The sequence below is a fragment of the Bacillus sp. 1A genome (assembly GCF_052682215.1).
On record NZ_JBQYLZ010000001.1, the window covers coordinates 973,273 to 989,009 of the forward strand.

General features: G+C 32.2%; 10 protein-coding genes. 8 read left to right on the forward strand and 2 right to left on the reverse strand.

The features are described 5' to 3' along the window. Window positions 1–1,431: 1,431 nt before the first annotated feature. Window positions 1,432–3,141 carry a hypothetical protein gene (locus ACUN0F_RS04900; protein ID WP_445539203.1) on the reverse strand — a complete coding sequence of 570 codons (1,710 nt, stop codon included), beginning with the start codon at window positions 3,139–3,141 and terminating at the stop codon, window positions 1,432–1,434. A 2,159-nt stretch (window positions 3,142–5,300) separates the two neighbouring features. On the opposite strand from ACUN0F_RS04900, the gene ACUN0F_RS04905 reads away from it, so the two are divergent. After that, window positions 5,301–6,998 (forward strand): helix-turn-helix domain-containing protein, encoded by a 1,698-nt coding sequence (locus tag ACUN0F_RS04905; protein ID WP_445539204.1) that lies wholly within the window; start codon window positions 5,301–5,303, stop codon window positions 6,996–6,998. A 161-nt stretch (window positions 6,999–7,159) separates the two neighbouring features. On the opposite strand, the gene ACUN0F_RS04910 is transcribed toward ACUN0F_RS04905, so the two are convergent. Continuing rightward, window positions 7,160–7,627, reverse strand: a complete 468-nt coding sequence (locus ACUN0F_RS04910; RefSeq protein ID WP_445539205.1) for an RsfA family transcriptional regulator — start codon at window positions 7,625–7,627, stop codon at window positions 7,160–7,162. Between the two features lie 353 nt (window positions 7,628–7,980). Here ACUN0F_RS04910 and ACUN0F_RS04915 point away from each other — a divergent pair, with 353 nt between their 5' ends. The 7 genes from ACUN0F_RS04915 to ACUN0F_RS04945 all read left to right on the forward strand — a co-directional run bounded on the left by ACUN0F_RS04915 (window position 7,981) and on the right by ACUN0F_RS04945 (window position 15,685). Further along, complete coding sequence (locus ACUN0F_RS04915; RefSeq protein ID WP_445539206.1) at window positions 7,981–9,621, forward strand: S8 family peptidase; 1,641 nt, start codon at window positions 7,981–7,983, stop codon at window positions 9,619–9,621. A gap of 208 nt (window positions 9,622–9,829) precedes the next feature. Further along, complete coding sequence (locus ACUN0F_RS04920; RefSeq protein WP_445539207.1) at window positions 9,830–10,177, forward strand: YxeA family protein; 348 nt, start codon at window positions 9,830–9,832, stop codon at window positions 10,175–10,177. A gap of 337 nt (window positions 10,178–10,514) precedes the next feature. Then, a complete protein-coding gene (mntA, locus tag ACUN0F_RS04925) occupies window positions 10,515–10,922 on the forward strand; it encodes a type VII toxin-antitoxin system MntA family adenylyltransferase antitoxin (RefSeq protein WP_061139845.1) in 408 nt (135 codons plus the stop codon). Next, window positions 10,912–11,325: a type VII toxin-antitoxin system HepT family RNase toxin gene (gene hepT, locus ACUN0F_RS04930; protein ID WP_000787540.1), complete on the forward strand. Its 414-nt coding sequence runs from the start codon at window positions 10,912–10,914 to the stop codon at window positions 11,323–11,325. The genes mntA and hepT overlap by 11 nt, the downstream gene beginning before the upstream one ends. A gap of 416 nt (window positions 11,326–11,741) precedes the next feature. Continuing rightward, window positions 11,742–12,152, forward strand: a complete 411-nt coding sequence (locus ACUN0F_RS04935; protein ID WP_445539208.1) for a hypothetical protein — start codon at window positions 11,742–11,744, stop codon at window positions 12,150–12,152. Between the two features lie 1,399 nt (window positions 12,153–13,551). After that, the gene (locus ACUN0F_RS04940; RefSeq protein ID WP_445539209.1) at window positions 13,552–15,309 is read left to right on the forward strand and encodes a methyl-accepting chemotaxis protein; all 1,758 of its coding nucleotides are present in this window, start codon (window positions 13,552–13,554) and stop codon (window positions 15,307–15,309) included. A 160-nt stretch (window positions 15,310–15,469) separates the two neighbouring features. Then, window positions 15,470–15,685, forward strand: coding sequence for an alpha/beta-type small acid-soluble spore protein (locus tag ACUN0F_RS04945; RefSeq protein ID WP_001167047.1), 216 nt, complete (start codon window positions 15,470–15,472; stop codon window positions 15,683–15,685). The last annotated feature ends 52 nt before the right edge of the window (window positions 15,686–15,737 follow it).

The following is a 15,737-nucleotide window of genomic DNA, read 5'->3' on the forward strand; positions in this document are numbered from 1 at the left end:
ACTTCTAGCAAACTGTATATGGCTCATATTAAGCGATACAAGCTCTTTCAAAGATAAAGCATAGTTTACTATTAAATTGATTATACAAGCGTTTCTATCCATAATTGGAGCTCGATATTTAGCCTGTCTTTCAGTTAACCTCTTTGTCTTCATTCAAATAAGCAGAAAAGGCTTCTAAGATTTTCTCTAAACTAATTGTCACCTTCATTATAATCACCTAGTTTCTTTAGGTGTATTATAACAGAAAGTAGGGTGAAGACCTGCTATCGTCTTTTGCTGCGCATAGTTGCTGGCATATTAAAAAGCAAACGGACAAACAAGTTTTTGCTTTTTGATATGTTGATTATTATTTACAGAGCCAAATGAATAAGGCTATCATCATACTCCAAAAAGGAACTACAAAGACTATTCCCCAAAATATCCCTTTGAAAAATCTAATCTCGTTATGCGTATTCATTTCTATATAAGTTGTATCTTTTAGTACAGCCATATTTAATCCTCTCAATAAGAATTGTTTACTACAATAAAAAAAGGACAAACCTGGCCCTGATAGGGATACGTAGGTTTGTCCTTTTGTATGAGGGTAATGATATCTTTAATTACCATTATTATAACTAAATTAACAAATATTTTCAATTAGGTCTGACATCTTATTAACAATCATACTAGTAATAATAAAATCTATTATAAATATATATCTTATATATTAAAAAGAAATAAAGATAAAACTATTATAGGTTATCAAAAATAGGGGAAAGATCTACTCCCACAAGGGAAAATTTCATGTTAGAACGTAAAAAATCATAAATAGTAGAAAATGTATCCGTAGATTCAATGATTAATAGGTTTTTAATTCTACAAAAAAGCAGAAAGAAAATCATATGTTTCTACATGAAATCGGAAAGAAATTAATACAAATTACTTTATATTTATCCAACTATGGAAATAGGCTTTATCTTCTTTATTTTGGTAAATAAGGAAGTATCTAATGTTCAATTATCCACATGTTGTTCAGAAAATGTAGCTATTTGTTAACATAACTCAGTATTTACACGTAATTCACATTATTATTGATGATTTTTATTAGATGAAATAAACGACACTAGTATTATCAAGGATATTGAGAATATATTATTCACATTTGAACATTTTTGTCCTCATATCCACTGTTTTTATAAATATCCTTCTGATTTTTTGTAGGTATAAAATCGAATATTTTACTACACGTGAAGAATACCCAATGTGTAGTGTGGAGATTCTTGTATAGCTAGAAGAAGATTTGTATAGAATTGCATAAAAAAAGACCCCATTTTACATGCAGTCCTTCTGATTTGGTATGTATAAATAGAGTAGTGGGGAAGGGGTATTAATGAAACAAACACGAATAGCCCTCTACTTTCAATTTTTTCAAAAATAGAGAGCTTGTTGCTTTTATTTTATTTCTATTGCGGTTAGCACCTGATTAGGATCTGTTATTGTTACCCCAGCACGTACTAAACGTTCGAAGGTACGCATAAACTCTAGTAAATTAAACTGCTTTGGTAGCTCAATAACACGAAGTTTTTCTTGTGGCAGCTTATCAATTGCCTCGATAAACCATTCGCGCACATCACTTGGAATTGTGCGTTCTTTATGACCACGAACTTTTAGCTTTTCACGCATTTCAATTTCTAAAGCGATATATGCATGGAGATTAACACCCTGATCATATGCATATTTTCTAAATAACGTTTCTTCCTGGTATTTTAGATAATTACGGTGATAAGACTCTTCCGTCACTGGTACCGCAAACTTCTGCTTCAGTAGTGCATGCACATTTTTAAACATCTTCTTAATGTTATGAAGAGAGTACATAGAATAATGTAGACCAAAATTAAAGACAGCTTGCTCACGGTCACTATTTCTCTCTTTTGGTATGTGCTGCGCAATAAGAGGGTAGATGCCTTCTTTCGCTGCTGTATCAAGAATTTGATATTGAGATGTTTGATGCAATAGTTTTTTCAATGTATATACAATTTTCGTTGGATACCCTTCTTTTCGATCAACCATGTCACGAAGCCCTCGAATGACACTGCGAATTTGACGATGACAAGTATGCTTTAATACATGAATGAACTTATTCATGTCTGAAGACAGTTCACCGATATTCATTTCTTGTAGAACTGATTCGATGAATTTCGCTTTACGAGCATAGGTAGCTCTTGGTGTAAAGGGATCCCTGTGTTGTTGTTCACCAGATTCTTTCGTACATAAGAAGTCTGAATGGATAGATAGATATAAGGTTGTATATCGTTTTGTATGCTTTACACCTTTTTGCATTTTACAAATTTTGAATAGGGGATTCCCCGTACATGGTAATGAAGTTGTTAATTCTTCGATAACCGCATGAATTTGGTGCGGATATTTTTTATGTAAGAAACGATACATCCCACCAAAGTGAGTTTTGTTGCCTCTTTCATCCTGCTTGTCCAAAGAACGTTTTAAAGTTGTTTCTGTATGTTGTTGCATAGCGATGTCTAAGAATAGTTTCTTAGCTGCTACAGAGAGCTTAAAGAAAGCCTTTGTAAATACAACAGGACTAATATATACGTAAGGATTTGCTTTTTCTGTTTCCTCATTCATAAAATGAGTGAGTTTGATTGTATAACGGCCATCTACTCCATTTTCGATGGAGATAACGTTATGTAAGTTTAATTTTTTTAATGCGATATAGAATTGAGAGTGTTGGATATAAGCAAATTCTTCTTTATATTGCTTGTAATCTTCCCACATCATATGTATTGTTACATTTGGAATGACACCATTTGTATAGCATTTTTTATGTAGGTACAAGAATACTTCAAGATCAGCATTCGTAATACCGTATAATTTATGTTTTCTTCCTGTTTTTTCTGCAATTGCAGACATTGCGCGACGTGAAAAAGATGGCTTGGCTTTTTCGACAAAGCCTTCTACGTCAGCAATACGTTCTTCGTATGTCATGTGCTGCAGAATATCTTCTAAATATGTATCTTTATAGCTGTAGTACTTCTCCTCAAATGTTTCCACAAATTTTTGCCAAGATTTTAATGTTACTAGCACTGCATTAGTTGTTTTCCCATTTAAGCTACGTTGATTACGTATCACAAATGATTTCCCCATCTTTTTCACCTCCGTTCTGCAAAATTCGAAATGTATGCCAGAATACTATAAAATATACCAATTTTGATTATAGCAAACCGAAAATTGGCGAAAGGTGCTCCTTTAAGAAGAAAATTAGCAACTTGCAACAGCTTATGAAGCTAGTTGTATCAAGGGATAAGAGAATTTCATGATTTTTTTTTGTGTTAAGGATACCGCAAACGTGTTGCAAGTTGGGTGATATGTATAAAAGTAAGTGGAAAGGTACCTAAATCCTTGGTATATAAAGGGTTAGAGTGAAAATGATAGGGAAGTTAGGGAAAGGATACCGCAAACGTGTTGCAAGTTGATGAACGCAATCCTTAAAAATGAATTGTAATGATTATCCTTGATATAAAAGGACTTGTTGGTATTTGTAGATTGAAAATAGGGAAAGGATACCGCAAACAGTGTTGCATCTTATGAGAAAAATAAGGGCATGCATACCGCAAACGTGTTGCAAGTTGGGTAATATGTATAAAAGTAAGTGAAAAAGTACCTAAACCCTTGGTATATAAAGGATTAGAGTGAAAATGGTAGGGAAGTTAGGGAAAGGATACCGCAAACATGTTGCATTTTATGTATGTAACTTATTCAAAATATGAGAAAAATAGCTTAAAAACTTTAAAATGACATGATTTTTTTTACATTACTTGGTTGAGAAATAAATTATACTGTTGCAAGTTGAAAGAAATAGGGCATGCATACCGCAAACGTGTTGCAAGTGAGAGAGTTAAGAAAAGCAAAGCGCAAAAGGAATGTAAGTAAGGAGAAATAAGGAAAAGAAAGAGCAAACTGTTGCAAGTTAAAGAGCTAAGGAAAGCAAAGCGCAAAAGAAATGTAAGTAAAAAAAGTAGGTAAAAGAAAGAACAACGATGTTGCAAGCTAAAGAGTTAAGGAAAACAAAGCGCAAAAGGAATGCAAGTTGAAAGAAAGAGATAAGAAAAAGAGCAACGATGTTGCAAGTGAGAGAGTTAAGAAAAGCAAAGCGCAAAAGGAATGTAAGTAAGGAGAAATAAGGAAAAGAAAGAGCAAACTGTTGCAAGTTAAAGAGCTAAGGAAAGCAAAGCGCAAAAGAAATGTAAGTAAAAAAAGTAGGTAAAAGAAAGAACAACGATGTTGCAAGCTAAAGAGTTAAGGAAAACAAAGCGCAAAAGGAATGCAAGTTGAAAGAAAGAGATAAGAAAAAGAGCAACGATGTTGCAAGTTGAAGAGTTAGGGAAAGCAAAGCGCAAAAGGAATGTAAGTAAGGAGAAATAAGGAAAAGAAAGAGCAAACTGTTGCAAGTTGAAGAGTTAGGGAAAGCAAAGCGCAAAAGGAATGTAAGTAAGGAGAAATAAGGAAAAGAAAGAGCAAACTGTTGCAAGTTAAAGAGCTAAGGAAAGCAAAGCGCAAAAGGAATGCAAGTTGAAAGAAAGAGATAAGAAAAAGAGCAACGATGTTGCAAGTTAAAGAGTTAAGGAAAGCAAAGCGCAAAAAGTGTGCAAGTTGAAAGAAAGAGGTAAGAAAAAGAGCAACGATGTTGCAAGTTGAAGAGTTAGGGAAAGCAAAGCGCAAAAGGAATGTAAGTAAGGAGAAATAAGGAAAAGAAAGAGCAAACTGTTGCAAGTTAAAGAGCTAAGGAAAGCAAAGCGCAAAAGAAATGTAAGTAAAAAAAGTAGGTAAAAGAAAGAACAACGATGTTGCAAGCTAAAGAGTTAAGGAAAACAAAGCGCAAAAGAAATGTAAGTAAAAAAAGTAGGTAAAAGAAAGAACAACGATGTTGCAAGCTAAAGAGTTAAGGAAAACAAAGCGCAAAAGGAATGCAAGTTGAAAGAAAGAGATAAGAAAAAGAGCAACGATGTTGCAAGTTGAAGAGTTAGGGAAAGCAAAGCGCAAAAGGAATGTAAGTAAGGAGAAATAAGGAAAAGAAAGAGCAAACTGTTGCAAGTTAAAGAGCTAAGGAAAGCAAAGCGCAAAAGAAATGTAAGTAAAAAAAGTAGGTAAAAGAAAGAACAACGATGTTGCAAGTTAAAGGGTTAAGGAAAGAAAGACGCAAAATCTTATGAATATCTGTTACAATAGATTAAATAAAATAGTAGTAAAGAATTTTATGATAAAAACTACTTTGTTATGATCCATGGTTTAGGGAGGAATATAAAGTGGATAACTTATTACAAATGTTTCGAGATGCCTTGTTAATCTCTGAGCCAATTTATAAAACGAATGATCTAGTATGGAATAAGTGGAATGCATACTTTAAAGATGTTGAAAACAATAATAATAAAGTATTAACCTCACCTCATGCTTCCTCATCATTTACTGCATTAGTGTCTTGGCTAGAAAAAAAGCAAGAATCCGGTACTACATTAGTACAAATTTATGCCAAAATTGATTCCTATAAGGAAGAAATATATAAAGAAATTGAAGGATTTATAGACAAAGAATTTCAAAATGTAGCACCTTCAAATTCCAAAATATTAGAAAATGATCAAAATATAGATCAGACAAATATAGTGAACCATGAGGATTATTACGAGGTAAATAACTCTGCTGTTTATTATAAATTAAGAGATGGGATTGCAAAGAATCAATTTGAAGAGGATGATAATACCAAAGTTTTACAATATCCTATTGAAACGAAGTCTTCTAATGGGATGGCTCAACTTTCTTCACATAAAGACGAGGATTTAAGACTTACAAATATTGAAGAAGCTGCCCGATGGAATACCCTTGTTGATGATGTAATGAGTAATATGGATGATTTAACAGCAGATTGTTTAGATGCAATTACAATACAGTGGATCAACGAAGCAAAATCTCCAGATGAGTTTATTGATTTTTCATATGAGCAAGTTTTAGAGATGTGCAACATTCCAAAGACAGTCGTTAAAAATAAAGAATATTATCGAGCTGAAGATAAAATTAAAATAGCAAAAAGAATTGCCGCTTTAGCAAGTATTTTTATCTATTTAAATGATGATAATGAAGTCGTAGTATTAAATGATCGTGAAGATGAAGGGGAACGACTAGAATTAAAGCGTGAGGTTGTTAAGCGATTATTTGTATTAGATTCGGTTGTATTGTGGAGACATAGTGTTACTAATGAATATATGGGTATTGAATCTTGTCGTATTAAGCCAGGTAGCTTTTTAACCAATTATTTATATGGATCAAATAATACAACAGCATTATTGTCTAAAAAAGCACTTGAATACAATAGTTATAGACACAAATATCATAAAAGGTTAATTCGATACTTAACATGGCAATGGAGAATTAGACAAATGTATTCATCATTGAAAAAGCCATATTCTATAGGTGGGGACAAAGGGCTGCTAGCAGTAATGGATATCCCAAAAGATTGGAAGCCGAATCGTATTAGAGAACAGTTAGAAAATGTTCTAATGGATTTAGAAAATGAAAAAGTAATCTCTCATTGGGAGTATAGTGATCCACTTGATGAACAACAAATTGGGAAACGTAATTGGTTTAAAAATTATTACACTAACTTAGGAATAACGATTTTACCACCTGAAGAAATGCTACAATCAATGGATAGGGTAATTGGAAAGAAGAGTATAGAAGAACCTCAAGAACAATTACCTGAAGTAACCGTTGTTGAAGAGGTAAAGAAGACTGTAGAATCAGTTGAACAAATAGAGAAAAAGATCCGTGACCAAATACTGAAAGTACACAATGAAAAAAAGGTAAGCATTCGTGAAATAGCAGATGAAATTAGTATTTCTCCGTCTACATTATCTAGGTTTTGTAATTATAAAACAAAACGTTTATCTAAAAAAGCATTAGAAAAGCTAACAAAATGGTGTGAAAGACAAGAAATATTAGAAAAGATGTAACATAGACTAAATATTTCTTTTAATAATAGTCAAATTAAAAATACACATACATTATGTATGTGTATTTTACTTATATACAAATATAAGAGTCTGAATTTTCTTTTTTAATGATGATTTTGGAGGGCGAAAGTCCTACTAGAAAATCAATATAGTTATGCTGTTTAATCCACTGCCATTAAATTTCTTGTCTTATCAATATGATTCAGTAACATACGATACTCTTCTTCATACATATTTAAACGTTGTAGAAGGGATTGATTCTCAGCTTCTAAATCTTCAATTTGATTTTGTAACTTTGTCAATTCATTCACATCTTTATAATTTTGTAGAAAGAGAATAATGTTATCTAATGTAATAGGCAAAGAGTTTGTTTCTTTCTCTGGTGGGGAGAAGGGAATGTTGTTTCCCGCTTTTCGGTCTTGTTTTGCTTGTTGTATTTCTTCTTGATATTGTTTTCTCACATAAGAATTCCAACGAAATCCACAAGCTGCGGGTGTTCTAGCTAGTAGTTTTGCTACTTCTTTAAATGCAGCTAACTGTGTTCCACCGTTACGAATATTCTGAAGTACTGTTGATGCGAGAAGTAAATCGTTATCATCAGTCCAGGAATCTTGTCTTGAGATTACCACATTTTAACCTCCTTATATGCTTTATATTACATATATGCAATTACTCTAAATGATAGAAGCTCAACTTCTTTTGAAATAATTGGGGACAAGTTAATAGAAGTATGTATGATTTTACATGCAAAATTGCATTTAAGGTTGACTATTTCGTAAAGCTGTAACTATAATGATTACAGTTATGCAACTGAATGAATAAAATTGCTGGTATGAATTAGTTGTATTAATGATGTATAAACAAATATTAAAGAATGAATGGAGTTGAAAATACAGTCCTACATATAAAACGCTTTGATAAAAAGAAGTTAGGTAATATACATTTTTTTATAATTATCTATTGATAAGAAGAGGTGCACGTTTTGAAAATTTTTAAGGGAATTCTAGTTTCTTCAATTGCATTAACAGCATTTAATGGAGTAGGCGGATTACTTCCAAGTGAAAAATCAGAAGTTGCCTACGCAGCTACTTACAATTATTCAAATAAGCAATTAAATTCTACTATACATAAGCAAGCTACTAAACAATTAATTTTGAAATTTAAAAATGAAGCGAATTTACCATATCAGGATGGAATAGAAAAATTCATTAAAGAAGAAAAACAAGATCCTGAATTCATTGGAATTCTAGCTGAATACCCAAATGTAACTATAAATCGACTTTTTAGTTCTTTAAATCCTAAAGAAATTAAAAATCTAGGTAAAGAAATAAAAGATTCCGATCATATTTCTTCTAATTTGCTAAACTATTATATTGTAGAAACTCAAGATGATATTGATGTACAAGCATTACTTACAAAAATTGAAAAATCATCTCTTGTTGAAACCGCGTATTTACAGGAGGAAGAGGCGCCACCAGAAGAGCGTTTACCAAATTTATCTGTTAATCCATATGATGAGCCTAGACTTACAAGACAAGGTTACCTTGAACCAGCACCATTAGGAATTAACGCACCTTATGCCTGGAGCATAAAAGGTGGAGATGGAAAAGGAACTACTTTCGTAGATATGGAGTATGGGTGGTTATTTAGTCATGAGGATTTAGTGAATCAAAAGATTGAATTGATATCCGGACAGAATAGGAGTGAACACCATGATCATGGTACCTCAGTCTTAGGTATTGTTTCGGCAGAAGATAATAACATAGGTGGAATTGGGATTGCACCAAAAGCTAAGGTAAAGGTTGTATCTCAGTTTAGGGATAACGGAAATTATAATACAGCTGATGCTATATTAAGTGCAGTTAACAATATGCAAGCTGGAGATATTCTTTTATTAGAAGCCCAAGCAACTTACGATGGATATGGAGATAAGAATTATTTTCCTGTAGAAGTAAAACCGGATTTATTTGATGCAATTCGTCTGGGAACAAATAAGGGAATTATTATTATTGAAGCAGGTGCAAACGGCGGAAATGATTTAGATCAATTTAGAGACCGTAATGGTAAACAAGTTTTAAATCGTAATAGTCCTGATTTTAAAGATTCAGGGGCAATTATGGTTGGGGCAGCTTCTGCAAGGGTTCCTCATAAACGTTCATATTTCTCTAATTATGGTAGTAGGGTGGATGTGTATGGATGGGGGAATGCAGTAGATACAACAGATGCTAAACCAAGTGAATTTATAACAAATCTATATACATCTAGTTTTGCTGGAACATCTAGTGCATCGCCTATTATTGCTGGTGCTGCTGCATCAATTCAAGGAATTGCAAAAAATAATCAGGGAAAAGTATATACACCAAGCCAGCTTAGGGATATTTTAAGTGACCCTAGTACTGGAACGAAATCTAACGATCCAATCTCTGATAAAATTGGTGTTTTACCTGACTTAAAAGCCATTTTATCTAAACTTGGTTTTTCACCAAACTTAGGTAATGATTCTTCCATTGTATTTCCTGAGGAGCAAGAAATAAATAAAGGGAATGGAGGTTCTACTATTACGTTCCCGAAAGAGGATTCCGATAATAGTGAAGGAAACTCTAACTTCATTTTCCCAGAATAATAGAAATATCTCCTATTTAGAATGAGGCAAAATAGTTTACTCAATAAGAACAAAGGATATGAATTCAATAGAAATATGAATTCATATCCTTTTAATTATGCTATTTTTACTACCTTACAAAAACGTAATGTTAGCGTAATGGAAATGAATTTTGGCAGCCAATAGATTAGGATATAATTTTTGTGAGAAAAGATATGAGGTGAATAATATGAAACGAATAGTGCTTATGTGTAGTGTTTTTGTGATGTTTACTGTGTTGTTATCGGGGTGTAATTTAAATCGTCTTGGTACAGATACATATTATGTGCAAATTACCAAGGATGGTGAAAAATTAAAAGAGAAAAATGTAAATGGGGATACGACTTACGAATATAAATTACCTGGATTTGATAAGGATGGTAAAGGGAAAGAAATGGAGTTTACAGCGTTAAAAAACCTTCGTAAAGAAGCGTTTTTACGTATATATTACTCTGAGAAAAAAGGCGTGAAATCTTGGGAAGAAGTTAAAAAAGACGAACTCCCTACAAAGGTAAAAGAAAAATTAAAGGTGAATTAATATATAATTCTTTGTTAGAGCAATATATCCTCAAACTATTAGAATGTACATTGTGAAATAGGCTAAAGTTCTTTAGAGTTGTAAAAGTAAGAGGCTGACAGTTATTGTCAGTCTTTTACTTTTGCAGGAAGAAAATATAAAAGGCATTTAACAGACAAGTGTTGGATTATTAACAATTATTTAAGATTTAAAGCTACAATATATCTACTCCTGAACTATAATAATTTCAGGTCAGAAATAAGCTTCTAATTTTGTTTAAGTATTTGTAGTCGTTTAAAGGATTTATGATTGGTTATGATATAATAAAATTCAAGTACAATAAGGGGGGATTAATTAAATGATTTTTCAAAGCATGATAACAGCTATTATAGAAAAATTACAAGAGACGGTGAATCCCTATTGGATAATTGTGTTTGGATCAATGGCTGAGAACAGAGAACGAGAAGATAGTGATATTGATATAGCTTATTTAAGTGACACAACTTTAGGGAACTATGAACGTTTTTTATTAGCACAGGAGTTAGCTAACATTGTTCATAGAGATGTTGATTTAGTTGATTTATCCGAAGCTTCTACAGTTTTTCAAGCTCAGATTATACATACAGGAAAGACAATATTTTGTTCGGATGAAAAACGTAAGGTCATTTTTGAAATGAAAACCTTAAAAATGTATTCAAAATTGAATGAAGAACGACAGATAGTATTTGATGATATAAAGAAAAGAGGTTCTATATATGAAGAATGAGGTTATTTTAAATAAAATTTCTACAATAGAGCGTTGTATAAAAAGAATCCAAGATGTGTATGGAAATGACCCTGAAAATTTAGAGGACTTTACAAAACAAGATTCAATAATATTGAACATACAAAGAGCTTGTGAAGCGAGTATTGATTTAGCAATGCATATTGTTGCAGGGAAAAAATTAGGACTACCCCAATCTAGTCGAGAGGCCTTTGATTTATTGGTTACAGCAGGATTACTTAGCGCTGATCTTGCAAATAAGTTAAAGGCAATGGTTGGATTTCGTAATATTGCTGTTCATGATTATCAAAGTGTAAATTTAGATATTGTTCGTCAAATTATTGAAAAACATTTAACTGATTTTAAACTATTTACGAAAGAAGTAATGGGGATATTGGAATTTTAGGCGAAAGAACGGAATAATAGAGCTTAGAAAGAAAGTAATTCTATGACTCCCGAACCAGCTATTGAAACAAACACTTAATTTCGTAAGAAGAAAAGCGGTCATAAGATAAGTTTGTTCATGTTGTAGTAAAGCTTTGCATGAAATGTATGAAGATAATAGTAGGAACAATATCCATATACAATTTTATCAACAAATAAGTAAATATTTTTAAAACTAATTTTTATACATATAACGTATACCAAAAACAAAAAAGTTTCCACAAGGAAACTTTTTTTGTTTTTGGTGAATTTACAGCGATTAATTAATATACAGTTTTTGAGAAAAATGATGAATCATGTCAAATCATCTTCATTTACACAAACATGAATGTAGTATAAAAAGGAAGCATATTCAAAATAAGTAAAGGGGCTGAAAAAATGATTAAAAAACTTATTATTGGTTTTATTGCTTTAGGCGCAACAATAGGAGTGAGTAAACCTACATTTGCTGCTACAATGCATTCTCCATCACAGTTTAAAGAAACTCAAAATTTCTATGTGCAATCCCTACATTCTCCATGGCAGTATCTAGGACAAACTTCAAGGGAACTTCAAATTAAAAGTAAGGATCCAAAAGTAATAGCTTTTGAACTAGCGAAAGAAGCGCCATTTTACGAGGAAGAGTTAGTTGACATATGTTCTGTAATTTTAGATGCAAATGTAGATGTTGTATATTGGACAAGTAAGGAATGGGTTAGATTTAAAGAAGGAAATTATGAGTTTAAACATGAAATTAAAATTTTTAGAGATAAAGAACGTCAGCAATTAATTACTGCACTAGAATCTTAGATCTTTTACAAAAAAGAAGCTATGCTATACTCCCCTTATAGTAGATAGGATAAAGAAAACACATTAACCTGTTTACTATGGAGGGGAGTTTTCTATGAGTAAAATTAGCACCACTGATGAAGTAGAATTTAAGAAAAAAGCAGTCGATTTATATTAAAAGAAGGAATGAGATATAAATAATTGAGTCTTTTTTTGTTTAACATGTGTACGTTTATTACTGATGAAAATCGTACTACAATTACATCCATGGCTTATATTTTAGGAGTATGTCCTTTAGTATTTATTAATACATAAGTTTCGTAATAAGAATTTACTGATTGTGCTATTTCAGATGACTTTAAGATAATTGAAGAAATATATTGGATTAGGCTAAAAGTGTTTAGGCTAACTTTGTACAAGTAGATAGTGAACTACTCACCACTTAGCAAAGCTTGAAGTGGGAGCTTCTCAGTTCCGTGACGAAAGTAACCTTTCGTCTCCCTGAGCGTTACTTCGGGGTGTTCCACCCCTAGATGTCCAACGCATGGACGCTCTTTTGGTACGGTTGATATTTTACGCAGGAACCGAATGGCTTGGTTTTCGCACTCTATTTTCTTCCTGCAACCTTCTATATCAAGTTATCAAAGAACTTCATATAGCTAGTTTATCAAAAGTTTTTGGCTATGCCAAACCGAAATTCATCTCCCACCTATCGTTGGGCTACGCCCTTCACACGCTTGAGGAAGGAGAATTCTTTCGGGGAATACGTTAAAATGTTATAGAAAAATAAGGAAAATAGTTATAAAATAGGAAACTGAACGGAACCGTTCGGTTTGTTTTTGTTGTGCAAGATAAAGATAACCAAAGATAAGGGCTTAGGAATTCTTGTCTTTGTTTAAAAATAACTCTTAACATAAATGATCTAGAAGGTATCAGTACAAATGGAAAAGGTGAAGTAGTAGAAGGTTAACGTCTTCCTACTAATAGATTTCCAAAATCAGCTGGATATATAAAAGATGAGATTGCAAATGGGAAAACTAATATTTGTACAATAGATCAGAATTGGCTTCAAAAATAGAAATTAAACTTTAGCATTATTATTCAAAAGTGTCATAACTTTTATTTCTTTAGTGCTGCTATATAAAAGAGTGTTGAAAATTAGCTGCATTTTAATGCTGATTACAAGGGTATCATGCTTTTGTATTTATATACACAAATGCTTAGATTCGTTAAATTATTGCTTTAATTATAGTGAAATTATCAGTATAAAAGGAAAGAAACTCTATCAAACAAAAAAATTGGAACGTTTGATTGAATGACAAGTATGCTATTTTAATGTTTAAGTTAATAAAAGAAATAGAACCTTTTAATATGTTACTACTTTGTTTTTGTATTGTTGAAAATAAGAAAGGTGAAATCAATGAAAAAATATTGGCATAAGCTATCGTTGCTTCAGAAAAATGTATTACTAACGGTATTAGTAATTCTGACGCTTGTGGGAAGTATGGGGGCGTTAAGTTTTAACATGTTTCAAAATAGTATGATGTTTATATTTGAAAGGCAGTCTTTTGAAACAGGAGATACAATAATAAATCAATTAGACCTAGAAATAGTAAGAGATGTAGCAAAAGACCCCACAGCACAAAGAGTGAAGAAAGACAAATTGACAGAGCAATTAGATAAAGCTATAAAAGATATGAAAAGTGTCGGACAAACATATGTTACAGGAGCCAAACTAAATGATAAAGCTGAATTACAGTTAGTAGCTTTGAATACAGAATTAGCAAATACAGTTTCTGTAAAACTAGGTTCTGTAAAAACAGGTGACTATTATGAGCATCCTACTCATTGGAAGAAGACATACGACAAAGTAATGAAAACGAAACAGGCACAAATGACAGAAGTATATGAAGATGTACTAGGTACATGGGTAACAATTTTAGAGCCAATTACAGATGAAGATAATAATATAATTGCAATTGTTGCAGCAGATTTGGACGCATCTATTATTCCTCTTACAAAGAAAGAATTTATAGTGCACGGTTTACTATTTATAATAATTTCATTAACAATCGCAATTACAATTCAAATATTCATTTCACGAAACTCTCTATCGCCTTTAAAGGATTTACAAGAAGGGTTACGTAAAGTTGGTGAAGGGGATTTAAGTATTAAATTGAATGAAAGGTCTGATGATATAGGGATAACTAATATCTATTTTAATAACACTATTAAAAAGTTTAATAGGATTATAGATAAAGTAAGGCAGACTGCTGAACAGGTTTCGACATTTTCACAGGAATTGTCGGTAAGTACAAAAGAGAATAGCATAGCCTTTAAAGGAATTGCAAGTGCTATTACAGGATTAAATTTAGGAGCACATTCTCATGAATATGTAGTGCAAAAATGTTTAGGAATTGTTCAAGAAATGGAAAGTAAGGTGGAAGAAATTAAAGGAGCTGCAAAACAAGTTGCGACTGCTTCGGAAGACATGGAACAGCATTCTGGAGAAGGAAAAGATTTGATTAAGCAAATTGTGAATCAAATGAAAAGAATCCAAGATACAGTTCAAGATGTATCTTCTAGTATGTATGCATTAGAAGCACGATCTAAGGAAATTAGTGAAATTCTTAATGTAATTACAACTATGTCAAATCAAACAAGTTTATTAGCTTTAAATGCTTCTACTGAAGCCTCATGTGCTGGAGAGGTGGGGAAAGGATTTTCAGTTATTGCGGATGAGGTACGTATATTAGCGGAAAAAACCGAGGCATCTGCAAGGGATATAGCTAAATTAATTGATGAAACCCAAGCTGAAGCAGATGAGGCTGTAAGAACCATACAGAAGAGTTCAAAGGAAGTAGAATCAGGAATAACACTTGTTCAAAGTGGCCGTTCTTTTTTTGAAAAGATTTCAGAATCAGCACAATCTGTTGCCAGTCAAATTAAAGTGGCTTCGAATAATTCAAGCGACATTTTAAAAGATAATCAAACTATTGTTCAGATTGTAAATGAATTATCACACATTGCAAATACATATGTGAATAGCAGTAGTAATGTAGAGACAAGTATGAAAGAGCAAGAACTGTATGTACAAGATATTGCAGAGTTGGCGAATTCTTTAAATTGGCTCTCCCAAGAGTTACAGGAGTTAATAGGGGAATTCAAAAGTAAGTAGGATAGGAGAAGGTATAGGTATGACCTATGCCTTTAATTATTCCCAAATAAAGAGTGAAAGCTTAGGTATATATGTAAAATGGCTAAACGAATAATTTTTTTTGCATATTTTGTTGGAAATGGAGCATGATATTACCAAATTCAACGGAGGTGTTTAAAAAATGCAAATTCGCGAAAATAATAATTCAAACGAAATCTTAATAGCAGCTGCAGCAAGTGCAATTGAACAAATGAAATATGAAATTGCTCAGGAGTTTGGTGTTACACTTGGACCGGATTCAACAGCAAGAGCAAATGGTTCAGTAGGTGGAGAAATTACGAAACGTTTAGTTCGTATGGCGCAAGAGCAATTATCAGGTCAATATAAAATTCACTAAAGTTAAAGGTATATCCCATTGAAGGGATATACCTTTTTCATTTGTTTTTAAA

Bases quoted from the DNA above. Each gene is read 5' to 3' on its own strand.
- ACUN0F_RS04935 (WP_445539208.1), top strand. From the start codon at position 11,742: ATGATTAAAAAACTTATTATTGGTTTTATTGCTTTAGGCGCAACAATA.
- hepT (WP_000787540.1), top strand. From the start codon at position 10,912: ATGAAGAATGAGGTTATTTTAAATAAAATTTCTACAATAGAGCGTTGT.
- ACUN0F_RS04945 (WP_001167047.1), top strand. From the start codon at position 15,470: ATGCAAATTCGCGAAAATAATAATTCAAACGAAATCTTAATAGCAGCT.
- mntA (WP_061139845.1), top strand. From the start codon at position 10,515: ATGATTTTTCAAAGCATGATAACAGCTATTATAGAAAAATTACAAGAG.
- ACUN0F_RS04940 (WP_445539209.1), top strand. From the start codon at position 13,552: ATGAAAAAATATTGGCATAAGCTATCGTTGCTTCAGAAAAATGTATTA.
- ACUN0F_RS04920 (WP_445539207.1), top strand. From the start codon at position 9,830: ATGAAACGAATAGTGCTTATGTGTAGTGTTTTTGTGATGTTTACTGTG.
- ACUN0F_RS04900 (WP_445539203.1), bottom strand. From the start codon at position 3,141: ATGGGGAAATCATTTGTGATACGTAATCAACGTAGCTTAAATGGGAAA.